Below are 26,676 nucleotides of genomic sequence, written 5' to 3' on the forward strand. Positions count from 1 at the left end.
CTCACACGTAGAGGCAGTCGCGAAGCCGCTCGAGCCCGCGCTGCGTTTCTTGCCTTGGGGCCACCAAAGCGACCCTGATGTATTCCTTGCCGGGGTTCTGCCCGTTCACGTCGCGCGAAAGGTACGCCCCCGGCAGCACGCGAACGCCGGTCTGCTGCCAGACCTTCAGCGAGGCGGCCTCGCCATCCTCGACAGGCAGCCAAAGGAAGAAGCCACCCTCGGGCAGCTGGAACCCCTGCACGCCCGCGAAGATCACGGCGGCATCGGCGAACTTCTCCTGATAGAGGGCGCGGTTCGCCTCGACATGGTCCTCATCCTGCCAGCACCGTTCCGAGACACGCTGGATCGGCAGGGGCAGCGGCGCTCCGGCAAAGGCTCGCAGCTTGCGGATGCGGGCGATCCCCTGACGCCCTCCGGCCACGAAGCCGGAGCGCAGGCCCGGCAGGTTCGACCGCTTCGACAGCGAATGGAAGGTGAAAACTCGCTCGGGATCAGTATTGGTCGCCGCTGCGACATGAAGCACCCCGGGCGGCGGCGCCGACCGCCAGATCTCGGAATAGCATTCGTCGGCCAGTACGGTGAAATCGTGCTTCTCCGCGAGCGCAAGCAGGCTCGCCCAATACTCGCGCGAGGCGACGGCGCCCTGCGGGTTGGCGGGCGAGCAAATATAGGCCAGCGCCACGCGGTCGAGCAGCTTCGGATCGAGCCCGGCATAGTCAGGCAGGAACCCGTTGGCGGACGTCGCTGGCACATAGACGGGCTCTGCCCCAGCAGCGAGCGCGGCCACGGCGTAAACCTGATAGAAGGGGTTCGGCATCAGGACGACCGGGCGCTGGCCGTTCTTCGTCTCGGGGCACAGGGCAAGCCCCGCGTTGAACAGCCCCTCGCGCGTGCCGTTCAGCACCATCAGCCGCTCCGGCCCGACCTGAACGTGATAGCGGCGCTGGATCCAGCCCGAGATCGCCGAAAGGAGCTCAGGCGTGCCGTCGTTCGGAGGATAGACGCCGAAACCTTCGAGATTGGCCGCCAGCACTTCGCCCACAAAGGCAGGCATAGCATGGGTCGGCTCGCCAATGGACATGGCAAGGGGTTCGCCGCCGGGAGCGTGCGAATCCAGAAGGGCCCGCAGACGCGGGAATGCGTATTCTGGCAGGTTCGAAAACCGCTCGGGAAACGCCATCACTGCCTCATTTCCGGGGTCGTTTCGCCCCGTTTGCGGAAAGGATACCGGCAGTTTGCGGCGCGGTCCAGAAAAAGGCCGCGAGAAAACGCTCCGATCGGGATTCCTTGTTGCTTTTTCGCCGGTTCGCCGCGCTAACGCAGCGCCGCTTCCACCGCCGCGCCCAAGCGCAGAAGGCGCGCCTCGGCAAAGGCGGGGGCCATCAGGCTGATCCCGCAGGACGGTTCGCCGGCCGGAAGGGTCAGAACACAGGAGCCCATCAGATTTCCGATGCGGGTGTTGCGCAGGGCCAGAAGATTCTCGGTTACGAAATAGGCGTCGTCGGTCATCAGCCGGTTGGCATTGGGCGGCAGGATCGGCGAAGTCGGCAGGATCACGGCATCGGCCGTGGCAACGCGCGCCGCCCAGATCCGGCGAAGCTCTTCCAACCGACGCCACGCCGCGACATAATCTGCGGCCGTGAAGCTGGCTCCGGAGCGAAAGCGTTCGAGGATGCGCGGGAACATCTTCTCTGGCGCCGCCTCGATCTTGTCGCGCCAGATGGCATAGGCTTCTGCGGTAAACAGGATGCCTGCCAACGACATCGCCTCGGCCACCTCGGGCGCGACAAGGCGTTCGACGGTCGCACCCGCAGCGATCAGGCGGGCCACCGAGTGGTCGAAGGCCATCTCGGGCGCGGGCCGAAGATCGTCAAGCGCCACGGTCTCGAGCACCATCAGCCGAGCTCCGGCCAGTGCCACACCGCCCAGGTCGGGCGGCGCGGCGCCCTGCAACTGGCCAAGCAGCAGCGCGCAATCCTCGACGCTGCGCGCGATCGGGCCAATCGTGTCGAAGCGCTCGCAGAGCGGAACCACACCATCCAGCGGCAAGAGTCCCGATGTCGTCTTGAGCCCGACGAGATCATTCCAGGCGGCGGGAATGCGAACTGATCCTCCGGTGTCAGAGCCAATGGCAGCGGGTGCCAACCCGAACGCCACCGAAGCCGCGGCACCGGATGACGATCCGCCCGGCGCGGCCCCGGGATCATTGATGCAGGGCGGAGAGGCCGTCACCGGATTGATCCCGAGACCCGAGAAGGCAAGCTCGGTCATGTGCGTCTTGCCAAGGCAAACAAGTCCTTGAAATGTCGCGCGTTCCAGGACAAGCGCATCCCGCTCGGGGACGCGACGACGCAGCAAGGCGGTCCCGGCTTCGGTCGCGACGCCAGCGGTGTCGAAGAGATCCTTCCAGCTGACAGGAACCCCATCGAGCAGACCCCTGCGCAACCCCGCCTTTACCCGGCCCGCTGCGGCCATCGCCTCGGCCCGTGCCCGCTTCGGCGTCAGACGGGCATAGATCCGACCGGCAAGCGGATGCTTGTCGATCGCGTCCAACTGCGCTTCGACAAGCTCGACCGGGTGGATCCGGCCTTTGTCAATTGCGCGCCCAAGCTCCGCCGCCGTCTGCCCCAGCATCGTCATCTCCGATCCGACTGTGGCGAACGGTAGCGGCAGAGCAGCGCATGGACAATCCCGCCATCGGGCGCATATTGCGGGACATGGCATATGACAGCGATATTCTGATCGTGGGCGGCGGGCTGAACGGCCCGGCTCTTGCGCTTGCCCTGGCCCAAGGCGGGCTGACTGTCACGGTGATCGACGCACGTCCGGCCCCGACCCGTGCCGAAAAAGGCTTTGACGGGCGCGCCTATGCGCTCGCCATCGCCTCGAAACGGTTGCTCACGGTTCTTGGCGTCTGGCCTCAGGTCGCCGCGTACAGCCAGCCGATCCTGAAGATCAAGGCGAGCGACGGTCTGGCGGGACAAGGCGCCGCGCCTTTCTTCCTGACCTTCGATGCGGCCGAAATCGAGGAAGGCCCCATGGGCTTCATGCTGGAGGACAGGTTCCTCTACTCGGCCTTCCTGGACGCCATGACCACGACACCGGGGATCACGCTGCTATCCGGGGAAACGGTCACGCAACAGGAGACCACTTCGAACGGCGCCAGCGTGACCCTGGCCTCGGGTCGGCGGATGTCCGGCCGCCTGATCGTCGGCTGCGACGGACGCGGCAGTGGGACGGCCACGCGCGCGGGCATCCGTCGCCATGGCTGGGGCTATGGTCAGACGGCGCTGGTCACGGCGATCGCCCATGACCTGCCGCACCACGGCATAGCACATCAGTTTTTCATGCCGGAGGGGCCGCTGGCCATCCTGCCGCTGCCCGGCAATGTCTCTTCCATCGTATGGAGCGAGCGTGACGATATTGCGCGGCAAATCCAGGCCTTGTCAGACGATGAATACCTTGCCGCGCTGCGCCCGCGTTTCGGTGATTTCCTCGGCGAGATCCGACTGGCAGGCGAACGCTTCACCTATCCCCTTTCGCTGAGCCTAGCCGAGAAGTTCGTACTGCCGCGGCTGGCCTTGGTGGGAGATGCGGCACATGGTGTGCATCCAATCGCCGGCCAGGGCCTCAACCTTGGCCTGCGCGATGTCGCCGCCCTTGCCGAAGTTCTGGTCGAGGCCTCCCGCCGGGGCGAAGACATCGGAGCAATCGATGTGCTGGAGCGCTACCAAGTCTGGCGGCGATTTGATTCAACCATTCTTGCGCTCGGCATGGATACGGTCAACCGACTGTTTTCGAACGACAATCCATTCTTGCGGGCAGGCCGGGACATCGGGCTTGGCCTAGTGAATGCAATGCCGTCCCTTCGGCGCGGCTTCATCCGCCAGGCGGCCGGGCTTGCGGGCGATCTGCCGCGCCTCCTTGCGGGTCAGGCGATCTGACCCGAGGCTCAGTCGAGCGTGCGCGCTTCGCTGACAAGCATGATCGGTATGCCGTCCCGGATCGGGAAAGCCAGCGCCGCAGCACGAGAGACGAGTTCCTGCTTCTCGGCGTCGTAGGTCAGAACCGCCTGCGTCAAGGGACATACCAGCGCCTCGAGCATATGGCGGTCAAACAGTGGGGCGGTTTCGTGTTCGGTCATTGCAAAGTCTCGTCAGTCGAGCCGCCGCGCAGCGTAAACTCGATCAGGGTTACGAGGGTTTCGCGCCGCGTCGGCAGCGACGGGGCTTCCAGAAGCGCCTGTTTGTCCTCGGGTGCAAAGGGGCAAAGCATCGACAGCGAATTGATCAGCAGTTCGTCCTCGGCCTCGTTCAGGCTGCTCCAGTCGGTAGAGAGGTGCATGGCGTCGAAGTACCGGTTGAGCTGACCCAGAAACTCCTCGCGGGAAAAGCCGGGATCGCATTCCGCCGTGCCCAGATCACGGGCGAACGGGGCCCAGTCCACCTCTGCCCGGCGATAGGGAGTAAAGCCGCTGACCTCGTTGGTCAGGCGAAAACGCGAGATCCCGGTCAGGGTGATCATGTAGCGCCCATCCTCGGTTTCCGAGAAACCCGTCAGTCGCCCGGCACAACCGATCGCCTGAAGTCGCTTCTGCGCGGCGCCCGGCACCTCGCGCGGCTGGATCATGCCGATCAGCCGGTGAGAGGTCTTCATCACGTCGTCGAGCATCTGCAGATAGCGCGGCTCGAAGATATGCAGCGGGAGCCGCGCCCGGGGCAAAAGCAATGCCCCGGACAAAGGGAATATGGGGATGACATCGGGCAGGTCGATTGAGCGGGTCATGCCCATGAAGCTAGTCCCCGGCCGTGTTCAGGCAAATATCATCGACGACAGGCGCCGCCGACCCTTGAGCACGATCGGATCCTGCGGTTTCAGCGCATCGAAGATCGTCAGAAGCTGCGTCCGGGCGGCACCGTCGTTCCATTCTCGGTCACGGCGGAACAGTTCCAGCAATTCATCCACGGCCTCCTCGACCTTGCCCGAGGCATGAAGCGCTAGCGCAAGGTCGAAGCGCGCCTGGTTGTCGCCGGGGTTGGCATCGACTGCAGCCCGCAATTCGGTCTCGGGGCCGGCATTCGCGGCCTGCCGGGCCAGTTCGATCTGCGCCCGTGCTGCATCGAATTCCTTGGTTTTTGCGACCTCGGGCGATGCTGCATTTACCAGCGCCTGCGCCTGGTCGATCTGGTCAAGTGCGAGGTGGCTGCGGATCAATCCGGCGTAGGCGGCGCCGTTGTTCGGCTCTTCGCCCAGGATCGCGGCAAAGGTCTCGGCCGCGTCGGTCGCTGCACCTTCGGCCAGCATCTGCTCAGCGGCCTCTATCGCATCGGCCAGGCCGCCATCTCCGGCCAGGGCGCTGACACGGTCGATAAACGTCTTCAACTCCGACGCGGGTAGCGCCCCCTGGAATCCGTCGACGGGCTGTCCCTGCCAGAATGCGTAGACGGTCGGAATGGACTGAATGCGCAACTGGGCGGCAATACGCTGATTCTCGTCGACATTGACCTTGACCATCTTCACCTTGCCGCCAGCCGCCTTGACGGCAGCCTCAAGAGCGGGGCCGAGGGTCTTGCAGGGGCCGCACCAAGGCGCCCAGAAATCGACGATCACCGGCACGGTCTGGCTGGCATCGACCACGTCGGCCATGAAGGTGGCTTCGTTCGAGTCCTTGACGAGATCGCCCTGCGCCTGCGGCTTGTCCCCAAATCCGAACATCGTTCGTCTCCCAAATGATCTGTTGCGCCCTATATGAGCGCGGCACCGTGAAAGGCCAAGGGGGCGCTCACAGGTCGAAGGTCGCAAAGACCGGCACGTGGTCCGAAGGCTGCTCCCATCCCCGGGCATCGCGCAGGATCCGGCTGCCATGCGCCGCACTTGAGATGTCTGGCGTGGCCCAGATGTGATCCAGCCGGCGGCCCTTGTCGGCGGCATTCCAGTCGGCCGAGCGGTAGGACCACCAACTGTAGAGCAAGCCCTGCGGAATGTCCTGCCGGGTCACGTCCACCCAACGGCCCGACTCTTGCGCCGCGGCAAGATGCTCGACCTCGATCGGGGTGTGGCTGACGATCTTCAGAAGCTGCTTGTGGCTCCAGACGTCATCCTCGCGCGGGGCGATGTTGAGGTCGCCGACAAGGATCGACTTCGACGGCCTGTCGGCGCGGAAATGGTCGCGCAGGTCGGTCAGGAAATCGAGCTTCTGGCCGAACTTCTCGTTCTCCGCGCGGTCCGGGATATCGCCCCCGGCCGGCACATAGAGGTTATGGATCGTCACTCCGTTCTCGAGCCGGGCGGCGACGTGGCGGGCGTGACCCAACGTGGCGAAATCGCGGTCACCGGCATCGGAGATCGGCAGTTTCGACAGGATCGCGACACCGTTGTAGCCCTTCTGTCCCCGGGCAACGACATGCGTGTAGCCAAGTGCGCGGAAGCCATCGAGCGGAAGCTTGTCGACCGGGCTCTTGCATTCCTGCAGGCAAAGAATGTCGGGCGCATTCTCGCTCAGCAGCCGGAGCACCAGACTTTCCCGCAAGCGGACCGAGTTGATGTTCCATGTGGCGATGGTGAAGGGCATAGGGCGTCTCCTCTGGGGCCGGCAGACTAGGGCGGTGCCCTGCAATGCTCAAGCCCGCGGACCGATCTGGACATCGAGGAAAAAAGCGGCCGGGCTCGCGCCCGGCCAGGTCCAACAGGGAGGTCGCCGCGCCATTGCCCCGACGCGACCAGGGGATCTCAGAGAGGACAATATACCCTATCGTGCCTTCATAAGACTAGATTCTGTCAACAATGCGGCAATCAGGCAACCAGCCTGTATCCGCCGCTTTCGGTGACCAGCAAACGGGCATTCGAAGGATCGGGCTCAATCTTCTGACGAAGCCTGTAGATGTGCGTTTCCAGAGTGTGAGTCGTGACCCCGGCATTGTAGCCCCAGACCTCGTGCAGCAGCACATCCCGCGCCACCACGCCCTGACTGGCGCGGTAAAGATATTTCAGGATGTTGGTTTCCTTCTCGGTCAGGCGGATCTTCCGCTCCTTCTCGTCGACCAGCATCTTCTGGGCGGGCTTGAAGGTATAGTGGCCCAGCTGGAACACCGCGTCTTCCGACTGCTCGTGCTGACGGAGCTGCGCCCGGATACGCGCCAGAAGGACCGGAAACTTGAACGGCTTGGTCACGTAATCGTTCGCGCCCGCATCGAGGCCAAGGATTGTGTCGGCGTCCGAGTCATGGCCCGTCAACATCAACACGGGGCACTTCACGCCCTGCTTGCGCATACGACGGCACAGTTCGCGACCGTCAGTATCGGGCAAACCAACATCGAGGATGACCAGGTCATAGAGGCCTGCCTTTGCCTTCTCCATACCCTCGGCCCCGTTTCGGGCTTCGAACACGTCGAAATCCTCAGTCATAACCAGTTGCTCGCTCAGGGCTTCGCGCAGATCGTCGTCATCATCGACAAGCAGGATCTTCTTGAGGTTGGCCATCTTGTTGCTCCTTCCCGTTCCTTGTCGCCAGATGCGTCTGGATCACGAATCCCGCAAGAATTGCGACAGAGTTCTCACGCGCTCGTGTCGCTCAGGCGGGAAATGTTTCAATTCTGCATGATCCGACATAGATACGCAGGCAGAAGCCCTGCCCACGGATGCCGCGATGAGCCTTGGTCCCACCATCGTCGAACGTCTTGCCCGCGCCGGGGCGGACCTGCGCATGGGGGTGCCCGTCGTCCTGACCTCCGGGGGGCGAGGCGGACTTGCCGTGGCTGTCGAGACGCTCTCGACCGAACGGCTGGCCGAGTTGCGCGCGCTTGGACGACCTGAACTCGCGATCACGTCCTGGCGGGCGGATACGCTGAAGGCGCGCGCCTATGACAATGACCTGGCGCGGATCGCCGTGCCCGACGAAGTTGGAATCGACTGGCTGCATTGCATCGCGGATCCGGCCGATGACCTGCGCTTGCCGATGAAAGGGCCGCTGTCGTCGCTCCGCGAAGGGCCGGCCGATCTGCACCGGGCCGCGATCCAGTTGGCAAAGTCGGCCCATCTTCTGCCAGCTGCCGTGCTGTTGCCGGTGCCCGACGCGGTTGCAGTCGCCGCGAGATTGAACCTGACCCTTCTGCCACTCGACGAGGCCGCCCCCGAACTTATGCGGTCCTCGCCGCTGCATCCGGTTGTTTCGGCCCGCCTGCCGATGGCTGCGTCGCAAGCGGGTCGCCTTCACATCTTTCGCCCTGAAGACGGGGGCGAGGAACATTACGCGGTCGAAATCGGCCGGCCGGATCGGTCGCGTCCAGTGCTGGCACGGCTTCATTCGGCCTGTTTTACCGGGGATGTGCTTGGCAGCCTGAAATGTGACTGCGGCCCGCAACTGCGGGCGGCGCTGGCGCAGATGGGTGAGGAAGGCGCTGGCGTCCTGCTGTACTTGAATCAGGAGGGGCGCGGAATCGGCCTAGCCAACAAGATGCGGGCCTATTCGCTGCAGGACCAGGGATTCGATACGGTCGAAGCCAATCACCGCCTCGGGTTCGAGGACGATGAGCGCGACTTCCGCATCGGTGCCGGCCTCCTGCGATCGATGGGCTTTTCGACGGTGCGGCTGCTGACGAACAATCCGCGCAAGATCGCGATGATGGAAAACAACGGGCTGACGGTCACCGAACGCGTGCCGCTCAAGGTCGGTCAGACCGCCCAGAACGCGGCCTATCTGGCGACAAAGGCTACCAAGTCAGGACATCTGCTGTGACACCGAACGATTTGGTGGTGACACCCTGGGGTACACGATTTCTCGGGCGCCGATTTGCCTGTTCGATCGGTCGCGGTGGCATCAGCAGCGCTAAGCGGGAAGGCGATGGCGCCACACCTGCCGGAAGTCATCGTATCGTTGGATGCCTCTATCGCGCCGACCGGTTGGCCAGGGCAGAAGTTCCGGACTGGGCGCTGCCAATTGGACCGGGCGATCTCTGGTCGGACGACTGTCGTGATGCCGATTACAATCATCTGGTCGCTGCCCCGCATGGCTGGAGCCACGAACGGCTGATGCGTGCCGACCCGCAATACGACATGCTTCTGGTGACTGACTGGAATTGGCCAGCGGCGGAGCCGGGCAAAGGCTCGGCCATCTTTCTGCATATCTGGCGGCGCCCCCGGCGTCCGACAGCCGGTTGCGTCGCATTCTCGCGCTCCGATCTTCTCTGGATCGCGCAACGCCTGAGCCCGTCCAGCCGGCTGATCGTGCGGGGCTGACAGGTTCAGGCGTAGGTTCTGGCGCCGAAGATGGCGCTGCCGACGCGAATATGAGTGGCCCCAGCCGCGATCGCAGCCTCGAAATCCGCACTCATTCCCATCGACAGGCCCGCAAGCCCGTTACGCTGCGCCATCTCGGCCAGGCTTGCGAAATGAGGAGCCGTATCCTCTCCTTCAGGTGGTATGCACATCAGGCCCGAGATGGGCAGGTCGAGTGTGCGGCAACTGGCGATGAAGTCGTCCGTGTCCTCGGGGAGAATCCCTGCTTTCTGCGGCTCGCGACCGGTGTTGACCTGGATGAACAGTTCGGGACAGACCCCGCGGTCTTGTGCCAGTCGCGCGAGTTTCTCGGCCAGCGACGGGCGATCGACCGTGTGGATGGCGTCGAAAAGCTCGACAGCAAGCTTGGCCTTGTTGGTCTGCAAGGGGCCGATCATGTGGACGGCGACTGGGCCGAACTCGGCGCGCAGGTCGGGCCATTTGCCGGCCGCCTCCTGCACATAGTTCTCGCCGAACAGGCGATGCCCCGCCTCAAGCACGGCTCGGACCCTGTCGAGCGGCTGAACCTTCGACACGGCAATCAGCTTTACGCTGCCGTCCGTGCGGCCCGCGGCCTTAACTGCCGCTGCGATCCGCGCAAGAATCTCGGAATAGGACATGAGTCTTCATCTGGCTGTGGGCGCAACATAAGCAACCCCCGAAATGAAAAGAACGGGCGCTAGGCCCGTTCTTTCCGTCAACCTGATCGTCAGATCAGAAGTTGAACTTCACACCGGCGTCGAAGTAGACGTTTTCGTCATAGCCGTACTGGATGCCGGTCTTGAGGACAGCGCCACCAAGATCGTAGTCCATGCCGATACCGCCAGCCATGTCGTTGTCGTTGCTGTCGGCGCTGTTGTTCGACAGGTAGCCTTTGAAGGTCATCGCATCCACGGTGTAGTTTCCGTAGAGAACGATGGTCTGGCCAAGCGAGTCACCGCCAATACCGTCGACGCCTTCGTCGATGTAGTTCAGGCCGACATTGGCAACGTCGTTGATCGCATAAGCGGCACCGATGAAGTAGATGTCGTTTTCTTTGATGCCCGCGCCGTTCATGGTCGCAGCGCCCGAAACGGTGAACCCACCAGCGTTGTAGGCGGCGAAGATCGAGTATTCCTCGGCTTTACCGTCGAAGGTGTAGATCTGGTTCGGGTCGACATACGACACGCCGCCGCTGAAGCCGCCGACCGAGTAGAAGGCCGACAGGCCGTTCCGGCCGATGTTGTACGGGCCGGACGAGAACGCGAAGAACGACGAGCGCGAGTCACCGAACGAGCTGTCGAGCAGGCCGAGTTCCGAGTCGTAGAACAGCGGAGCCGAGTCGAGCGCGGTGTTGACGTTGCCGACTTCGACGCGGAAGCCCATGTACTCACCGTACAGCAGCGCCGGGCTGATCTGGCCGGTAACGTTGTTGTCCGAGCTGGCAGCGGTCTGGATGTCCAGGTTGCCCGAGGTGCCATCGTCGTACTGCAGGCGCAGCAGGCCGCCGAAGGTCACGCCGGCGTCGGTTTCAACCTTGGCGTTCAGGTTGATACGCAGACGGGTCGTGAAGGTCGACTGGTTCTGGCTGTAATAGGCTTCGGTGTTGCCGTTAGCGTTCGGGATCGTCGCACCGGCTGCAATCGCTGCCGGCGAGAGCTGATAGAGCCCAGACGCATCGCGGCCTTCCGAGTAGACCACACCGAAACGGCCGTAGCCATCGATCGTCACGCCGCTTTCGGCGTGTGCGACGGAACCCAGGCTCGCCAGGATCGTCGAGGCGAAGAGTACCTTCTTCATTTCGTTTTCCCTCGTTGTAAGAAAGGCGCCCAACTCAGGGAAATCCGAATTGGGTATGGCCCTATTTCGAACGTTAGGAGCCGCAATGCAATGCACACTGCACACCCTGTCGATATCTGGGAAACCGATGGTGCAGCTTTGCCACAGTCGATTTCGACACCCCTCGCCAGCTCTGCCTTGGCCCGGGTTTCGTGCCCTGAAGGCTCACGGGGAAATGCCTTGTCCTGCGAGTCAGCCTAAGTTAGACAGCAGCAAATTGTTTCGGAGGCGCGGCCAAATGGCTATCCTGGGCATGAAACGCGCGACGGCGATCGGCGCACTGATCCTGGTCGGCGCAATCGGGGCGACAGACGTTTACGCCCAGAGCACAAGTGACAATCCTGCACTTCAGTCAAACTCGAAGCGCGGGGCGAATCCAAACCCGAACCAAAGCACCGAGACCTCGATCTGGGATCTCTTCCGCAACAGCGCAGACCCCAACACAACCGTCGAGGTGAACAAGTACCTCTGGTTCGCCGCTCTTGATGTGCTGAACTTCCTGCCTGTCGAAACCGTGGATCCCTTTTCCGGCGTGATCGTCATGGGCTATGGCACACCGCCCGGCGGCGGCCGCTCCTATCGCGCGACCGTCTATGTTCAGGACCCTGCGCTTGATGCCCGGTCCATCAAGGTCGCGATCGAATCCAGGGGTGGCGGCGCGGTGCCGGTCGAAACGCAGCGCGCCGTCGAAGATGCGATCATGACGCGCGCCCGCCAACTGCGCATTCAGGACTCCAAGCTCTGAACTTGCGGGCGGCTGCCGCCCCGCTCTGGACCTCTGCCCTTCTGTCGGTGTAATCCCGCGCGGCACCGCAAGGAAATGAGGCCTGTCCATGTCGCGCTACGACCCCGCCAGCACCGAAGCCAGATGGCAGGCCGCCTGGGATGCCGGGGGCGTGTTCACGGCTCGGCACGACGACCGGCCCAAGTACTATGTGCTCGAGATGTTCCCCTACCCATCGGGGCGCATCCATATGGGCCACGTGCGCAACTACACGATGGGCGATGTGATCGCGCGCTACAAATCGTCCTGCGGATTCAGCGTGTTGCACCCGATGGGCTGGGATGCGTTCGGCATGCCCGCCGAGAACGCCGCGATCGAGCGTGGCGGCCATCCCAAGGATTGGACCTACGGCAACATCGCCGACATGCGCGCGCAGATGAAGCCGCTCGGCCTGTCGATCGACTGGAGCCGCGAGTTCGCCACCTGTGACCCGGAGTATTACGGCCAGCAGCAGGCGATGTTCATCGACATGCTCGAAGCGGGGCTCGTCTACCGCAAGAATGCCGTGGTGAACTGGGACCCGATCGACATGACTGTGCTCGCCAACGAGCAGGTGATCGACGGGCGGGGCTGGCGGTCGGGTGCGGTGGTCGAGCGGCGCGAGCTGACGCAGTGGTTCTTCCGCATCTCGGATTATGCCGGCGAACTCCTCGAGGCGCTGGACGGGCTGAAGGACTGGCCCGAGAAGGTGCGGCTGATGCAAGCCAACTGGATCGGCAAGTCGCGAGGGCTGCAATTCGCCTTCTCGACAGTCGGCGCACCCGAAGGCTTCGACCGTCTGGAGGTGTATACCACCCGCCCCGACACCCTGCTTGGCGCCTCCTTCGCCGCGATCAGCCCCGATCACCCGCTCGCCAAGCACCTTGAGCGTCACGATCCGAAGATCGCCGAATTCGTCGCCGAGTGCCGCCGCGTCGGCACCTCGGAAGAGGCGCTGGAGAAGGCCGAGAAGAAGGGCATGGATACGGGTATCCGCGTCCGCCATCCCTTCGACCCCGACTGGGAACTGCCGGTCTACATCGCTAACTTCATCCTGATGGACTACGGCACGGGCGCGATCTTTGGCTGCCCGGCACATGACCAGCGCGACTTTGAATTCGCCACGAAATACGCCCTTCCGATCCCGCCGGTCTTTGTCGCCGAAGAGGGCGAGACCGACCTGCCCTTCGTGCCGATGAAGTCCGAACGTGTGCGCTACGTGCGCCTGCTGGCGGGCACGGAGATCCAGACCGGTGACGAGGCAGTCGCCGCCGCGATCGAGCATTGCGAATCGAAGGATGTTGGCCGGGGCGTCACTAATTACCGGCTGCGCGACTGGGGCCTGAGCCGCCAGCGCTACTGGGGCTGCCCGATCCCGGTGGTGCATTGCGCCGATTGCGGCGTGGTGCCCGAGCGCAAGGAAAACCTGCCGGTCCGCCTGCCCGACGATGTGACCTTCGACAAGCCGGGCAACCCGCTCGACCGCCACCCCACCTGGCGCGATGTGCCCTGCCCGTCCTGCGGCAAGCCCGCGCGGCGCGAGACGGACACGATGGACACCTTCGTGGATTCGTCGTGGTACTACGCCCGCTTCACCGCGCCACACGCCACGACGCCCACGGTTCCGGCGGAAGCCGACTACTGGATGAATGTCGACCAGTATATCGGCGGCATCGAGCACGCGATCCTGCACCTGCTCTATTCCCGCTTCTTTGCGCGGGCGATGCACAAGACCGGCCATCTGCCCGCCAAGGCGATCGAGCCGTTCAACGCGCTCTTCACCCAAGGCATGGTGACGCACGAGATCTACATGACCCGCGATGCGGCGGGCCGTCCGGTCTATCACCTGCCCGAAGATGTCGAGAACGGCGCCGTGAAGGCGTCAGGCGAGGCGGTCGAGATCATCCCGTCGGCCAAGATGTCGAAGTCGAAGAAGAACGTCGTCGACCCGGTGAACATCGTCACCAACTTCGGCGCCGATACCGCCCGCTGGTTCATCCTGTCCGACAGCCCGCCCGAGCGCGACGTGGAATGGACTGCCGCGGGGGCCGAGGCCGCCTACAAGCACCTCTCGCGCGTCTGGCGTCTGGCGGATGAAATCGCGCAATCGCAGGCGCCCGCCTCGGCCGAGGACGGTGCGCTTGACCGTGCAACCGCCAGAGCCATCGCTGACGTGACCGCCGGGATCGAGGGCTTCGCCTTCAACAAGGCGGTCGCCAAGCTTTACGAATTCACCAACACGCTGGCGAAATCGCAGGCCGGGGCAGAGGCCAAGCGCCGCGCGATGAAGGTCATGGCGCAGCTGATGTCGCCGATGGTCCCGCACCTGGCCGAGGACGTCTGGGCAATGCTGGGCGGCGAGGGTCTTGTCGTCCGCGCGCCCTGGCCGAAGGCCGATCCGTCCCTCCTGGTCGAGGATTCGGTGACGCTGCCGATCCAGATCAACGGCAAGCGCCGCAGCGAAATCACCGTGCCCAAGGACATGCCAGCGGCTGAGGTTGAAAAGCTGGTGCTGGCAGACGAGGATGTGGTGAAGCATCTCGGCGGCGTCGCGCCGAAGAAGCTCATCGTCGTGCCGGGCCGGATCGTCAATGTCGTCGTGTGATCGCCGCAGCCTTCTGATCCGTCTGGGCGCCCTCGCGGCAGCGCTTCCGGTGACGGCATGCGGTTTCACACCTGCCTATGCACCGGGGGCTGCGGCAAACTCGTTGCGCAACTCGGTGGTGCCCGACAATCCGCCAAATCGCCTGGCCTACAGCTTCATAGGCCAGATCGAAGCGCGGCTGGGGCCAGCGACCAGCCCGCGCTACCGGTTGTCCTATCGCATCTCGACCCGAAAGATCGAACTCGCGGTAACCACCGAAGGCTCGATCCTGCGCTATAACATCGTCGGCGAGGTCAATTACTCGCTGATCGACCTGAAGACCGGCGCGACGCTGTTCACCGGCCGAGCCAACAGCTTTACGGCCTCGGCGGCCACCCAGGCGACGATTGCGGCGCAGTCGGCAGAGCAGGACGCGAACGAGCGGCTGATGATCATCCTCGCCGATCAGGTTGTTGCCCATCTGACCGCTGCTGCCTCATCCTTCGCAGCCCCGACGGCCGCCCAGCCATGAAGATCACCGCGGCCGAGGTCCTGCGGACCTATGCGCGGCCGGACCCGGCACGGAAGGGTCTGCTGATCTTTGGGGCCGATGCCATGCGTGTCGCGCTGAAGCGCCAAGAGGTCATTGCCGCCATCATCGGCCCGGAAGGCGAAGCGGAGATGCGTCTTGCCCGGATCGCCGCCGCCGACTTGCGGCGGGACCCGGCGCTTCTGGCCGATGCGATCAAGGCGCAGGGTTTCTTCCCCGGTCCGCGGGTGGCCTTCGTCGAGGATGCGGGCGACGGTCTTGCCCCGCTGATCGAAACCGCGCTCGATGACTGGCGATCCGGCGATGCTCTGGTGGTCGTGACCGCGGGATCGCTTGCCGCCAAATCGGCGCTGCGCAAGCTGTTCGAGGCAGGCGCGGCGACACATGCGCTAGGGCTCTACGACGATCCGCCCAGCCGCGAAGAGGTCGAGACGATCATCGCCCAGTCGGGCCTTGCGGTCACAGACCGGGCCGCGATGGCCGATCTGATGGCACTGGCTCAGGCGCTCGATCCCGGCGATTTCCGTCAGACGGTCGAGAAGATCGCGCTTTACAAGCGGGGCGATCCCGCGCCGCTGTCCGGGGCGGAGATCGCCCTCTGCGCCCCAACCACGGTCGAGGCCGATGTCGATGACATCGTCAATGCCGCCGCTTCGGGCCGGGCCGACCAGATCGGGGCGATCATGCGCCGGCTGGACGGGCAAGGCGTCAATGCCGTAGCGATCTGCATCGCGGCCACGCGGCATTTCCGGACGCTTCAGGCCGCAGCCGCTGATCCCGGCGGGCCAGCGAGCGGGCTGGCCCGGGCGCGTCCGCCGGTCTTTGGCCCGCGCCGGGACCTGATGCTGCGCCAGGCTCAGACGCTTGGATTGCACCGGACAGAAGAGGCACTGTCGATGCTGGTCGAAACGGATCTGACGCTCCGCTCATCCAGCCGCGCCCCCGCCCTGGCCTTGCTGGAACGGGCGCTCATCCGAATTGCCATGCTGGTCCGCCGCTAGGCGGATCAGCCAAGCTCTCCCGGCAGGTCCGAGGGGACCTCGTCCGGCCAGGGCTCGCTTTCGTCGGGCCAAGGCTCGCCCTCGTCCGGCAGATCGGCGGGCTCTTCGGGCGGCAACGGATCGGGCAGATCGTTGGGATCCGGCGGGGGCGGCGCATCGGGGTCGGGTCTGGGTATCATCGGGGACTCCCTGCCGTTGATACCACCACTCTGCACCCGTAACTCGCCGGCGCCAAGGACACTGGACAGGGGTCACCCGTGGCGCGCTGCCGCACGGCCTGCCCACAGCCCGGTGGCAAGGCAGGCGGTAAGGAGGTAGCCCCCCGTCGGCGCCTCCCAGTCCAGCATCTCGCCAGCCACAAAGACCCCGGGCAGAGACCGCAGTTCAAGTTCGGGCGTCAGGCTTGCGGCCGTGATCCCTCCGGCAACCGAGATCGCCTCGTCCAGCGGCCGAGGGCCATCAAGGTGGAGGGGCAGAGATTTCAGCCAGTCCGCGGGATCCCCCCCAAGCGGGCGGCCGAATTCCATCGCCAGCGCAACCGCTACAGGGGAAAGACCAAGCTTCCGCAGGCGGTTGGGCAAGGTTTCACCCTTGCGCTGCCGGTTCAGCCGCTCGCGCAAGGCCGCCGAGTCGAGATCGGGAAGAAGGTCGACCCAGAGCGCCGCTCCTTCGCGCAGGGCGCGCGACAGGGGATAAAGACCGCCGCCTTCGATCCCCTTGGCAGAGATCACGAACTCGCCGCGCTGGCGCAATCCGCCTGCCATAAGCGCCGCACCCTTCACCGGCTGGCCGAAGAAGCGCGCCATTTGCGACGACCAAACAACCCTGAATCCGACATTGGCGGGTTGCCAACCAGCAAGACCCACACCCTTGTCCCGCAGCCAGGGCACCCAGATGCCGTCAGAGCCCAGGCGTGCCCAACTGGCACCACCAAGCGCCAGCACCGTTACCTGCGGCGCGATGCTCCGCGCGCCGTCGGGCGTGGCAAAGGTCAGGGCATCCCCGTCGAAGCCCGTCCAGCGCCAGCGCGTCCGCAGGTCCACGCCCAGTCCGTCCAGCTGCCCGAGCCAGCTTCGCAGCAGCGGCGAGGCTTTCATAACCACAGGGAAAACCCGCCCGGTCGAGCCGGTGAAAACCTCCTGCCCGAGCGAACGCGCCCAGTCCTGCACCTCGGCAGGTCCAAAGGCGTCCAGCATGGGGCGCAGCCAGCCTGCCGCCTCGGCATAGGCGCCGAGGAAAGGGTCGCGCGGTTCGACCTTGGTCAGGTTCAACCCCGACTTGCCCGCCATCAGGAATTTGCGGGCCGGTGTGGGCTTGGCCTCGGCAAGCACCACGCTGCGACCGGCGCTTGCCAGTGCCTCGGCGGCCATCAACCCGGCCGGTCCGGCGCCGATCACCAGGGCATCCAGCGTCTCGGTCATCATGACGCCCCTTGCCTGCCGAACGCTCTGCGCCAAACTGGGTTCTGCCGGAGGCCCATGTGACCGACTTGCCAGTCTGCCCGCTCTGCGATCGCCCTATTCCGCCTGATGCGCCGCAAAGCCTGCACCATCTGATCCCCCGCTTGCGTGGCGGAACGCAGGGACCGACCGTTCTTCTGCATCAGATCTGCCATTCCGAAATCCACGCCACGCTGACCGAGACAGAGCTCGCCCGCCGCTTCAATACCATCGAGGCTCTTCGTGCCCATCCCCGCATTGCACGGTTCATCGCCTGGGTGGCCCGCCGCCCAGCCGGTTTCCATGCCCGCAGCGCAGGAGGACGGCGGCACAGATAGGCTCATCAGCCGATCATTCGCTTGATGGCCACCACATGGCTGGCGCTCGCGGCGAGCGGACCGGCGGCCAGCATCAGCGCCTCGTCCATCAGCCGCTCGGGCGGGACGATCCTGTCGATCAGCCCCCAGTCCCGCGCCTCTTCGACCGGGATCTTCTGGCCCGCCATGAGGATCATTTTGGCGCGCGCAGGTCCCACCAGTGCCATGAGGCGACCGGGGTCCGACGGTTGCGGCAGGTAGCCCAGCCGCATGACCGGGTAGAAGACAGTCGCCCCCGGAACCGACAAGCGCAGGTCACAGGCCAATACCATGCCAAGCGCCCCTCCAGCCGCCGTCCCGTTCATCGCGCAGATGGTCAGGCCTGCGAAGCCGGCGATACGCGAGGAAAGCCGTTCCCAGACCGGATCGGTCGCCAGCCCGTCCTTCGCGGCATCAAGGTCGGCACCGGCGGAAAACACCTTGCCCTCACCGGTCAGGATCAGCGCTTTCGCTCCCTCTGCTTCCGCCCGGACGATCTCGGCATCGAGACTGTCGAGCATGGCGCCGGTCAGAGCATTTGCCTTGTCCGGCCGGTTGAGCCTCAGCGTGCAGAGGCCGTCCGTCAGATCACGAAGAATCATCGTCTGTCTTTCCTTCTCAAATCAGTCCGACGGCGCGGCGGATGGCTTCGTCGCGAAGCGAGATTTCCTTGCCCAGCCAAGGGTCGGCCTCTGACCCGCACATCCACAGCAGGGTCCGCGCCGGCCATTCGGCGGGGATATGGACCGACGGGTCGAGCTGGCTCACCGGATTGACGCCACTTGCCTTGATGATGACCTGCATTTCGGTTGCGACAGTTCCTGGCGAAAGCCCCATGACCCGGATGCCAGCCGGTGCCTCCTCCAGATGCGCCGCACGCGTCAGCATCGCGGCGCCAGCCTTGCCGCTGCAATAGGCCCCCCACCCTTCGTAGGGATTATGCGCAGCTCCCGACGATACGGTCAGGATCGTACCACTGCCCTGCCGGCGCATGACCGGCAGCACCGCCCGCATACCGTGGAAAACGCCAAGAAGATTGATCCGGTAGGACCGCGCAACCGCTTCCGGATCTGCCTCGGCCAGCCGCGCGATCGGCTCGATCACTCCGGCATTGTTGATGAGCACATCGATCTGCCCGGCCCAATCCATCACCCTGGCCGTGGCGGCCTCGACCTGGGACCATTCGGCAATATCGCAGGGCAAGGCCAGCGCCGCCGGCCCGATCTCTGCCGCCAGATCGGTTATGGCCGTGTTGCTCCGCGCGACCAGCGCAACCTTTGCGCCGGCATCAGCAAACACCCGTGCGGCGGCAGCTCCTATGCCGCGGCTTGCGCCCGTGATGACGACGACTTTGTCCTTCATGCCGACTCTCCCGCTGGATTTCCCCCTCCTAGCGCAAGGCGCGTTTGATCGGAAAGCCTTGACCCGGCTCGGACCTGCGGGGACTATGCCGGCCAAACCTGATTTCTTTCATGGAAGGCGTGATTATGTTCCAGTCCACCATCCGCGTCGGCGGGGTGCTTGCTGCATTGCTCGTCTCGACCGCCGCGCAAGCTCAAGTGACAGCAGAGCAGGTCTGGCAGAACTGGCGTGATGCCAGCAGCAGCTACGGCCAGACCCTGACCGCGACATCCGAGGCCCGCCAAGGGGATACACTGGTGATCTCTGGCCTGCAGATGTCGTCGACCTTCGAAGGCGGCAGCTTCACAGGCAAGATCGAGACCGTGAACTTCCGGGAACTGGGCGATGGCACTGTCGAAGTGACGATGTCGCCCGAATATCCGCTGTCCTTCAACGCCGCCGACGACAAGGGCAAGGTTGCCGGCGATGTGCTGATCCGCCAGCCGGAACTCAAGGTGATCGCCTCGGGAACACCCGAGGAGACGACCTATACCTTCTCGGCGCCAAGCGTGAAGGTGACGCTGGAGAAGCTTCTGGTCGATGACGTTGAGAAGGACGTGAAGGCTCAGGCGGACGTTTCCACGCTTGCCGGGACTTATGTCGTGACCTCAGGCGAGAAGAAGGGCGCCACCACAAACTTCACCGCCGGTGACGCCTCGATCGACATTGACGCGAATGACACGGAAGCCAAGAACAAGTTCGTGCTGAAGGGCAAGATCTCGAACCTCAGCGGCAAGAGCGACGGCGTCTTCCTGGCGCCCGAGGCCATGGCCGACCTGAATGCGGCCCTGAAGGACGGGTTCAACACCAACGGCCAGTTCGCCTATGGCGTAGGCAGCTACGACTTCGAGTTCGCGGATGCGACCTCGAACGGGAAGGGTTCGGCCACGATCGGCGGGGGTGACATCCATTACACGCTGAACTCTACCGCGCTCGGCTATGGCGGCACGGTGAAGGACGTGGCCATGAAGTTGTCGAGCTCGGACATGCCTTTCCCGGAGCTTGCCATCGGCTACTCGGAAGGCGCGCTTGATCTGCTCATGCCGCCAACGAAATCCGACACGCCCGGCGACTTCAAGTTCCTGATCGCGTTGAAGAACCTGACGATTTCGGACGATGCCTGGAACATGTTCGATCCGAACAAGGTCCTGCCCCGCGACCCGGCAACGGTAGAGGTCGACACGACCGGGACCGGACGCTGGTTGACCGACATCCTTAGCGAAGCTGCTGCAGACCAACCTCCACCAGCGGAAAACCCGGTCGAGATGCAGAGCTTCAACCTCAACAACCTCGTCGTGAAACTCGCCGGGGCCGCCATCTCAGGCAAGGGCGCGCTGACCTTTGACAACACCGATCTGACGACCTTCCAGGGCATGCCCGCCCCTACCGGCACGATTGACCTCAAGCTTTCGGGTCTCAACGGGCTGATCGACAAGCTGATACAGCTTGGCTTCGTCCCCGAGGATCAGGCGATGGGCGCGAGGATGATGCTGGGCCTGTTCGCCAAGCCCGCAGAAGGCGGCGGTCCCGACGACCTCGTCTCGACGCTGGAGTTCAAGGACAAGGGCTTCTACGCCAACGGCCAGCGCCTGCAGTAAAGCCGAGCGCAGGAATGTGATCGGGGCGCCTTCGGACCGGGGGCGCCCCTTTTGCTGGGGTGCTTGCAGGCCGACCACAGGCAGACTACCTCAGCCGGAACCGAAGGAGAGCCAGATGTCGCGATCGCTGCAAGACCTGACCGAAGCCATGCTGGCCGCCGCACGTAAGGCCGGGGCGGATGCCGCCGACGCGCTTGCGGTCGAAGGCACGTCTCTGGCGATCCATCTGCGTCAGGGCAAGCTGGAACAGGCCGAGCGGTCGGAAGGCGTGGATCTGGGGCTGCGGGTTCTGGTCGGGCGTCGCCAGGCCTGTGTCTCGGTCTCTGACACGTCCGACAGCACGATCACCGAGGTTGCCGCCCGTGCCGTCGCCATGGCCATGGAAGCCCCGGAGGATCCCTATATCGGGCTTGCCGACCCAGGCGAGATTGCCCGGAGTTGGGATCTGGACGCGCTGGAACTGGCGGAAGAGGCAGCGGAACCGGGTGCAGCCGCACTTGAGGAGCAGGCGCGGCGCGCCGAAGCGGCCGCTCTTTCCGCTGGCGCGATCACGCAGGTCGAGGCGGCTGCGGGATACTCGATGCGCCGGATGCATCTTGCGATGACTAACGGCTTCTCGGGCGGCTATGCCCGATCGTCGCACAGCGTTTCGGCCGTGGCCTTTGTCGGCGAGGGCACGGGGATGGAGCGCGACTGGGCTGCCGAAGGCCGAACCTTCCTCGGCGATCTGCCGGCGCCTGAAGAGATCGGCCGTCTTGCCGGCGAGCGGGCGCTTGAGCGGTTGGGTGCGCGCAAGCCCGCGACGGGCGCCTATCCGGTCCTATATGACGAGCGCGTTGCCTCTTCGCTGATTGGGCATTTGCTCGGCGCAGTGAATGGCAGCGCAATCGCGCGTGGTGCGTCCTGGGCGCGCGACCTCCTGGGCCAGCAGGTGCTGCCCAAGGGCCTGTCCGTGATCGAGGACCCCTACCGACCACGCATCGGCGCCTCGCGCCCCTTCGACGCGGAAGGCCTCCCGACCCGCCGCCGCGCGATCGTCGATGACGGGGTGCTGACCGGCTGGACGCTTGACCTTGCCACTGGGCGGAAGCTGGGGATGCCGAGCACAGCCAGTGCCAGCCGCGGCACCACCGCGCCTCCCTCCCCCGGAACCGGCAACATCGACCTCACGCAGGGCAGCGCGAGCCGCGACGACCTGATTGCGGCGATGGGGACGGGACTGCTGGTTACCTCGATGATCGGCTCTTCGATCAACCCGACGACGGGGGACTACTCGCGCGGGGCCTCGGGTTTCTGGGTCGAGAACGGCCAGATCGCCTACCCGGTGAACGAGGTGACAGTCGCTGGCAACCTGCGCGACATGCTGCTGCGGATCACGCCGGCCAATGATGCCCGCGCGCATCTGTCGACCCGCGTGCCGAGCCTGCTCGTCGAGGGACTGACCCTTGCCGGAGCGTGACCTTGCACTTCTGACCGAGGCGGCGCTCAAGGCGGGCGAGATCGCCCTGCGTTTCTGGAAGAAGACGCCGCAGGTCTGGGACAAGGGCGGCGGCAACGATCCGGTCACTGAGGCCGATCTTGCCGTCAACGACATGCTGGCCAAGACCCTGCGTGCCGCGCGGCCTGACTATGGCTGGCTCTCGGAGGAAACCGAGGACAGTGTCGCAAGAACCGATGCAGACCATCTGTTTGTCATCGACCCGATCGACGGCACCCGCGCCTTCATCGCAGGCGAGGAAGCCTTTGCCCATTCGCTCGCGGTCGCCTATCGCGGCAAGGTGACGGCGGCAGTCGTCTACCTGCCGGCGCTCGACCGGCTTTACACGGCCTGTGACCACGGACCTGCCCTGCGGGACGGCGAACCTATTCTTGCCAGTCGGCGCGAGGCGTTATCAGGGGCAACGGTCCTGGCCAGCCGCGCAGGTCTCGCGCCCGAGCATTGGCCCGGGGGCGTTCCAGACGTGCAGCGGGCCTTTCGCACGTCGCTGGCCTACCGGCTCTGCCTTGTGGCCGAGGGGCGCTATGACGCAATGCTGACCCTGCGCGACACCTGGGAATGGGACGTGGCCGCAGGGACCCTGATCGCCGAACGCGCCGGTGCCGTCGTCAGCGACCGGGCGGGCGCGAGGCTGAGCTTCAACGCGCGTCATCCACAACTGCCCGGAGTGGTGGCCGCCGCGCCCGCAGTTCATGGCGCTCTGCTCGACAAGCTGGGCGTCAAGGCCGGGCCAGTCTGAGCAACGACGCGGAAGCCTGAAACACCGAAGGCCCCGGGTTTCCCTAGGGGCCTTCTTCTTTCGTCGGATGCTCAGCCCTTCGGCCTCTTCGGTGGCACGAACCGCTTGCTGGTGTCCGATGCATCCGCAGGCGGGCGGCGTGGCGTGTCGGGCTTGCCGTGGCTCTTCATTCCAGCCGAGCGCGACTGTCCGGGCTTGCCGCCATGCGACTTGAACCCGGCGGACTTGAACGGCGGCTTGCCGTTGCCATCGCCTGCTCCGGCACGCTGCGGCCGCGCATCCGGACCCGCATCGGCCTTGGTCTTCCAGCGCGGTTTGCGGGGCTCATCCCCTTCCGCGGCGGGGGCTGCGTCCTTGCGGGCATAGGGTTTCGGCGTGGCGCGATCCGGCTTTGCCCAAGGCTTCGACGGGGCGTCGTCCCGCTTGGCATAGGGCTTCCGATCGCCATAGGCGCCCTTGGGCGCGGGACGACCGTTACCCTCATCGCGCTTCACATAAGGCTTGCGGGGGGCTTCTGCCGCCTCGCCGCGCGGCTTGCGGTCACCATCGGGACGCGCCGCGTAAGGAGCGCGGGTTTCGCCGTCGCGTTTCGGATAGGGCTTGCGCTCGGTATCCTCACGCTTCGCGTAAGGCTTGCGCTCGGCATCCTCGCGTTTGACGTAGGGTTTACGCTCGCTGTCCTCGCGCTTGGTGTAAGGCTTGCGCTCGCTCTCATCGCGCTTGGGATAGGGTTTGCGCGGGCGGTCCTCGCGGGCACTTTCGTCGCGCGGCGGACGGCTGTCCTCACCTTCCGGCCGCGGCGGGCGGGGAGCATAGGGCTTGCGCTCGGTCCTTTCCTCGCGCGGACGACCGCGCGGCGGGGCGTTCAGGTCGGGCTCGCCTTCCATGCGGCGCAGGGTCAGGCCCGGTTCAAGTTCCGTCGAAGCGGCGAACTGCGCGGCAACAGGGGCCGAGATCTGCACGAAGGTCTCGTCCTGCTGAACCCGGATCGCACCGATGCTTGTGCGGGTGATCCCGCCAGCATCGCAGATCTTCGGCAGAAGCCAGCGCGCCTCTGCCCGGCCGGTATGGCCGACCGACAGGGTGAACCATACGGCGGGACCGAAATCGGTCTTGGGCCGGGGGGCGGCAGGCGCAGCAGGCGTCGTCGTATCCGAAAGCTCTTCCGGCGCGGCGCGCCCGATACGCCAGAGCTTCAGGAAAGCCGCAGCAACGCGATCGGCACCATGACGCGCCACCAATTCGGCAGCCAGCGCGGCGTCTTCGTCCGACGGCGCCTCGGTCAGCGCGGCGTCCTCCATCAGGCGAACCGCATCGCGCTCGGCCACTTCCTCGGCCGAGGGGGCCTTCGCCCATTCCGCCACGACCTTCGCGCCCTGTAGCAGACGGTGGGCCTTGCGGAACTCGGCCGGCGGAACGATCAGCACCGACACGCCCTTGGACCCGGCCCGGCCCGTCCGGCCCGAACGGTGCAGCAGCGTCTCGGAGTTCGCCGGCAGATCGGCGTGGATCACCAGCTCCAGCCCCGGCAGGTCAATGCCGCGCGCGGCGACGTCTGTGGCGATGCACACCCGCGCCCGGCCATCGCGCAGCGCCTGAAGCGCGTGCATCCGCTCTTGCTGGCTCAGCTCGCCCGACAGCGCCACCACGTTGAAGCCCCGGTTGCCAAGGCGCGCCAGCAAGTGGTTCACGGCCACGCGGGTCTTGCAGAAGATGATCGCCCGCTCGGCCTCGTAATAGCGCAGGACGTTGAAGATCGCGTGGTCGCGGTCGCGCGAGGCAACGTTCAGCGCGCGATACTCGATATCGGCATGCTGCCGCGCCTCACCCTGCGTCTGGAGCCGCAGCGCATCGGTCTGGAAGGTCTGCGCCAGCTTTTCGATATCCGCCGGCACGGTGGCCGAGAACATCAGCGTACGGCGCTCGGCGGGCGCAGCAGAGAGGATGAATTCCAGATCCTCGGCAAAGCCCAGATCCAGCATCTCGTCGGCCTCGTCCAGCACGACGGCGCGGACCCCCGTGAGGTCAAGCGAGCCGCGCTCGATATGGTCGCGCAGGCGACCCGGCGTGCCGACGACGATATGGGCGCCCGCGCTCAGCGCGCGGCGTTCGGTGCGATAGTCCATCCCGCCGACACAAGTGGCGATCCGCGCCTCGGCCGGTTCGTAGAGCCAGCCGAATTCGCGGGCGACCTGCTGGGCCAGTTCGCGCGTCGGCGCGATCACCAGCGCCACCGGACGGTCAGCGAAGAGCAGAAGGTCCGAACCCTGCAGCACGTCCGGCGCGATCGACAGCCCGAAGGCCACCGTCTTGCCCGATCCGGTCTGGGCCGAGACCAGCAGGTCGCGTCCCTCGGCTTCGGGGGTCAGCACGGCCTCTTGCACGGCTGTCAGGGTTTCATAGCCCTTGGCGGAAAGAGCCTCGGCCAGCGGCCGGGCGATCCGATCGTTCATCATGTATCCTTGCCTAGAAAGGGGGTGCAATTCCTGCACCCGACGCCTGGCGCCATTCCCCTTCACGGCCGGGCCTCCTCGCCCGCCGCCCCGGAAGTCGGAGCCAAGCCGCCCCCGTATCCGAAAGCGGGACGCTTGTATAGGCCCGACCGCCCCTTGCGCCCGCCGCCCGCCCTGCCATCATTCGCCGACAACAAAAGGAGAGCCCCATGCCCCAGGCCCGCACTGTCATCATCGAGGCCCCTGGCGGCCCCGAGCAGCTGAAGATCGCCCTTCGCGATGTTCCCGCCCCCGGGCCGGGGCAGATCACAATCCGGCAGGCAGCGGCGGGGCTCAACTTCATCGACGTCTATCAGCGGACGGGTCTGTATGCCCTGCCCCTGCCTGCCGCGCTTGGAATGGAGGGCGCGGGCACGGTCACGGCCGTAGGTGAGGGCGTGCCCCATCTCAAGGTCGGGGATCGCGTCGCCTATGCCGCTCAGCCACCCGGCGCCTATGCTGAGGCGCGGACGATGCCCGCGGGCCAGGTGTGCCGCCTGCCCGATGCGATCACCTTCGACGAAGCCGCAGGGATGATGCTCAAGGGACTGACGGTGCAATACCTGTTCCGGCGGACTGTGCCGATCGCGCGGGGGGACACCGTCCTGTTCCATGCTGCCGCGGGTGGTGTCGGCCTGATTGCCTGCCAATGGGCCAGAAGCGAGGGAATCACCCTGATCGGCACTGCGGGCAGCGACGAGAAATGCCGTCTCGCGATAGAAAACGGCGCGACACATTGCATCAACTACTCGACCGAGGATTTCACCGCCCGCGCAAAAGACCTGACAGGTGGCAAGGGGGTGGATGTCGTCATGGACTCGGTCGGCGCATCGACCTTCGAGGGGTCTTTGAACTGTCTGCGACCGTTCGGCATGATGATCTCGTTCGGAAGCGCCAGCGGCAAGGTTCCGCCTTTCGATATCCTGACGCTGGCCGCGAAAGGATCCTTGAAGATTACCCGTCCGACCATCTTCACCCATACCGCCGATCCCGCTGTCTGTCAGGAAATGGCCGCCGACCTGTTCGGCAAGGTCAGTTCAGGTGCCGTGAAGATCAGCATCGACCAGCGCTTCCCTCTGGAACAGGTGGCCGACGCCCATCGCGCGCTCGAGGCGCGCAAGACAACCGGTTCGACGATCCTCACGATGTGACGGCCGGTAAGCA

The 26,676-nt window shown here is 65.2% G+C and carries 26 protein-coding genes; 12 read left to right on the forward strand and 14 right to left on the reverse strand.

The window, feature by feature from the left end; translation table 11 throughout:
• Position 1: 1 nt before the first annotated feature.
• The gene (locus L0V05_RS17310) at positions 2-1,180 is read right to left on the reverse strand and encodes an aminotransferase class I/II-fold pyridoxal phosphate-dependent enzyme (RefSeq protein ID WP_234872715.1); all 1,179 of its coding nucleotides are present in this window, start codon (positions 1,178-1,180) and stop codon (positions 2-4) included.
• Between the two features lie 134 nt (positions 1,181-1,314).
• On the reverse strand, positions 1,315-2,640 hold the full coding sequence (locus L0V05_RS17315; protein WP_234872717.1) for an amidase: 1,326 nt from the start codon (positions 2,638-2,640) through the stop codon (positions 1,315-1,317).
• 77 nt (positions 2,641-2,717) lie between these two features.
• On the opposite strand from L0V05_RS17315, the gene L0V05_RS17320 reads away from it, so the two are divergent.
• Complete coding sequence (locus L0V05_RS17320; RefSeq protein ID WP_234872719.1) at positions 2,718-3,944, forward strand: FAD-dependent monooxygenase; 1,227 nt, start codon at positions 2,718-2,720, stop codon at positions 3,942-3,944.
• Positions 3,945-3,952: 8 nt separating this feature from the next.
• On the opposite strand, the gene L0V05_RS17325 is transcribed toward L0V05_RS17320, so the two are convergent.
• The 5 genes from L0V05_RS17325 to L0V05_RS17345 all read right to left on the reverse strand — a co-directional run bounded on the left by L0V05_RS17325 (position 3,953) and on the right by L0V05_RS17345 (position 7,479).
• The gene (locus L0V05_RS17325) at positions 3,953-4,144 is read right to left on the reverse strand and encodes a Trm112 family protein (RefSeq protein WP_234872721.1); all 192 of its coding nucleotides are present in this window, start codon (positions 4,142-4,144) and stop codon (positions 3,953-3,955) included.
• Positions 4,141-4,785, reverse strand: coding sequence for an LON peptidase substrate-binding domain-containing protein (locus L0V05_RS17330; protein WP_234872724.1), 645 nt, complete (start codon positions 4,783-4,785; stop codon positions 4,141-4,143). Before L0V05_RS17330 ends, L0V05_RS17325 begins: the two co-directional genes overlap by 4 nt.
• Before the next feature lie 27 nt (positions 4,786-4,812).
• Positions 4,813-5,715 (reverse strand): thioredoxin, encoded by a 903-nt coding sequence (gene trxA / locus L0V05_RS17335; protein WP_234872726.1) that lies wholly within the window; start codon positions 5,713-5,715, stop codon positions 4,813-4,815.
• Positions 5,716-5,782: 67 nt separating this feature from the next.
• Positions 5,783-6,571, reverse strand: coding sequence for an exodeoxyribonuclease III (locus L0V05_RS17340; RefSeq protein WP_234872728.1), 789 nt, complete (start codon positions 6,569-6,571; stop codon positions 5,783-5,785).
• 221 nt (positions 6,572-6,792) lie between these two features.
• Positions 6,793-7,479: a response regulator transcription factor gene (locus L0V05_RS17345; RefSeq protein ID WP_234872730.1), complete on the reverse strand. Its 687-nt coding sequence runs from the start codon at positions 7,477-7,479 to the stop codon at positions 6,793-6,795.
• Positions 7,480-7,645: 166 nt separating this feature from the next.
• Between L0V05_RS17345 and ribA the strand changes: the two genes are divergently transcribed.
• Together ribA and L0V05_RS17355 are read left to right on the forward strand one after the other, a co-directional pair.
• Positions 7,646-8,734 (forward strand): GTP cyclohydrolase II, encoded by a 1,089-nt coding sequence (ribA, locus tag L0V05_RS17350; RefSeq protein WP_234872732.1) that lies wholly within the window; start codon positions 7,646-7,648, stop codon positions 8,732-8,734.
• Positions 8,731-9,234 (forward strand): L,D-transpeptidase family protein, encoded by a 504-nt coding sequence (locus L0V05_RS17355; RefSeq protein ID WP_234872734.1) that lies wholly within the window; start codon positions 8,731-8,733, stop codon positions 9,232-9,234. Before ribA ends, L0V05_RS17355 begins: the two co-directional genes overlap by 4 nt.
• A 5-nt stretch (positions 9,235-9,239) precedes the next feature.
• On the opposite strand, the gene L0V05_RS17360 is transcribed toward L0V05_RS17355, so the two are convergent.
• The gene (locus tag L0V05_RS17360; RefSeq protein WP_234872735.1) at positions 9,240-9,893 is read right to left on the reverse strand and encodes a YggS family pyridoxal phosphate-dependent enzyme; all 654 of its coding nucleotides are present in this window, start codon (positions 9,891-9,893) and stop codon (positions 9,240-9,242) included.
• A 94-nt stretch (positions 9,894-9,987) separates the two neighbouring features.
• The gene (locus tag L0V05_RS17365) at positions 9,988-11,052 is read right to left on the reverse strand and encodes a porin (protein ID WP_234872737.1); all 1,065 of its coding nucleotides are present in this window, start codon (positions 11,050-11,052) and stop codon (positions 9,988-9,990) included.
• 277 nt (positions 11,053-11,329) lie between these two features.
• On the opposite strand from L0V05_RS17365, the gene L0V05_RS17370 reads away from it, so the two are divergent.
• From L0V05_RS17370 to holA, 4 genes are all read left to right on the forward strand, one after another.
• Complete coding sequence (locus L0V05_RS17370) at positions 11,330-11,836, forward strand: DUF3576 domain-containing protein (protein ID WP_234872738.1); 507 nt, start codon at positions 11,330-11,332, stop codon at positions 11,834-11,836.
• 88 nt (positions 11,837-11,924) lie between these two features.
• Positions 11,925-14,459: a leucine--tRNA ligase gene (gene leuS, locus L0V05_RS17375; RefSeq protein WP_234872740.1), complete on the forward strand. Its 2,535-nt coding sequence runs from the start codon at positions 11,925-11,927 to the stop codon at positions 14,457-14,459.
• Positions 14,446-14,970 (forward strand): LPS assembly lipoprotein LptE, encoded by a 525-nt coding sequence (gene lptE, locus L0V05_RS17380; protein ID WP_234872742.1) that lies wholly within the window; start codon positions 14,446-14,448, stop codon positions 14,968-14,970. Before leuS ends, lptE begins: the two co-directional genes overlap by 14 nt.
• Positions 14,967-15,989 (forward strand): DNA polymerase III subunit delta, encoded by a 1,023-nt coding sequence (gene holA / locus L0V05_RS17385; protein WP_234872744.1) that lies wholly within the window; start codon positions 14,967-14,969, stop codon positions 15,987-15,989. The genes lptE and holA overlap by 4 nt, the downstream gene beginning before the upstream one ends.
• Positions 15,990-15,994: 5 nt before the next feature.
• On the opposite strand, the gene L0V05_RS17390 is transcribed toward holA, so the two are convergent.
• Together L0V05_RS17390 and L0V05_RS17395 are read right to left on the reverse strand one after the other, a co-directional pair.
• Positions 15,995-16,168: a hypothetical protein gene (locus L0V05_RS17390; protein ID WP_234872746.1), complete on the reverse strand. Its 174-nt coding sequence runs from the start codon at positions 16,166-16,168 to the stop codon at positions 15,995-15,997.
• A gap of 72 nt (positions 16,169-16,240) precedes the next feature.
• Positions 16,241-17,410, reverse strand: a complete 1,170-nt coding sequence (locus L0V05_RS17395; RefSeq protein WP_234872748.1) for a TIGR03862 family flavoprotein — start codon at positions 17,408-17,410, stop codon at positions 16,241-16,243.
• A 59-nt stretch (positions 17,411-17,469) separates the two neighbouring features.
• Between L0V05_RS17395 and L0V05_RS17400 the strand changes: the two genes are divergently transcribed.
• Positions 17,470-17,766 carry an HNH endonuclease gene (locus L0V05_RS17400; protein WP_234872750.1) on the forward strand — a complete coding sequence of 99 codons (297 nt, stop codon included), beginning with the start codon at positions 17,470-17,472 and terminating at the stop codon, positions 17,764-17,766.
• Between the two features lie 5 nt (positions 17,767-17,771).
• Here L0V05_RS17400 and L0V05_RS17405 read toward each other — a convergent pair whose 3' ends face one another.
• Positions 17,772-18,386: an enoyl-CoA hydratase/isomerase family protein gene (locus L0V05_RS17405; protein ID WP_234872752.1), complete on the reverse strand. Its 615-nt coding sequence runs from the start codon at positions 18,384-18,386 to the stop codon at positions 17,772-17,774.
• A 16-nt stretch (positions 18,387-18,402) separates the two neighbouring features.
• Positions 18,403-19,146, reverse strand: coding sequence for an SDR family oxidoreductase (locus L0V05_RS17410; RefSeq protein WP_234872754.1), 744 nt, complete (start codon positions 19,144-19,146; stop codon positions 18,403-18,405).
• A 110-nt stretch (positions 19,147-19,256) separates the two neighbouring features.
• On the opposite strand from L0V05_RS17410, the gene L0V05_RS17415 reads away from it, so the two are divergent.
• The 3 genes from L0V05_RS17415 (at position 19,257) to L0V05_RS17425 (ending at position 23,020) form a co-directional block, all read left to right on the forward strand.
• A complete protein-coding gene (locus L0V05_RS17415) occupies positions 19,257-20,783 on the forward strand; it encodes a DUF2125 domain-containing protein (RefSeq protein ID WP_234872756.1) in 1,527 nt (508 codons plus the stop codon).
• Positions 20,784-20,898: 115 nt separating this feature from the next.
• Positions 20,899-22,242: a TldD/PmbA family protein gene (locus tag L0V05_RS17420; protein WP_234872758.1), complete on the forward strand. Its 1,344-nt coding sequence runs from the start codon at positions 20,899-20,901 to the stop codon at positions 22,240-22,242.
• The gene (locus L0V05_RS17425) at positions 22,229-23,020 is read left to right on the forward strand and encodes a 3'(2'),5'-bisphosphate nucleotidase CysQ (protein WP_234872760.1); all 792 of its coding nucleotides are present in this window, start codon (positions 22,229-22,231) and stop codon (positions 23,018-23,020) included. The genes L0V05_RS17420 and L0V05_RS17425 overlap by 14 nt, the downstream gene beginning before the upstream one ends.
• 71 nt (positions 23,021-23,091) lie before the next feature.
• On the opposite strand, the gene L0V05_RS17430 is transcribed toward L0V05_RS17425, so the two are convergent.
• Entirely contained in the window at positions 23,092-25,476 is a 2,385-nt protein-coding gene (locus tag L0V05_RS17430; RefSeq protein ID WP_234872762.1) for a DEAD/DEAH box helicase, read from the reverse strand.
• A 206-nt stretch (positions 25,477-25,682) separates the two neighbouring features.
• Here L0V05_RS17430 and L0V05_RS17435 point away from each other — a divergent pair, with 206 nt between their 5' ends.
• On the forward strand, positions 25,683-26,663 hold the full coding sequence (locus L0V05_RS17435; protein ID WP_234872764.1) for a quinone oxidoreductase family protein: 981 nt from the start codon (positions 25,683-25,685) through the stop codon (positions 26,661-26,663).
• The last annotated feature ends 13 nt before the right edge of the window (positions 26,664-26,676 follow it).

The sequence above is a fragment of the Alitabrizicola rongguiensis genome, from assembly GCF_021491355.1.
GTDB lineage: Bacteria > Pseudomonadota > Alphaproteobacteria > Rhodobacterales > Rhodobacteraceae > Aliitabrizicola > Aliitabrizicola rongguiensis.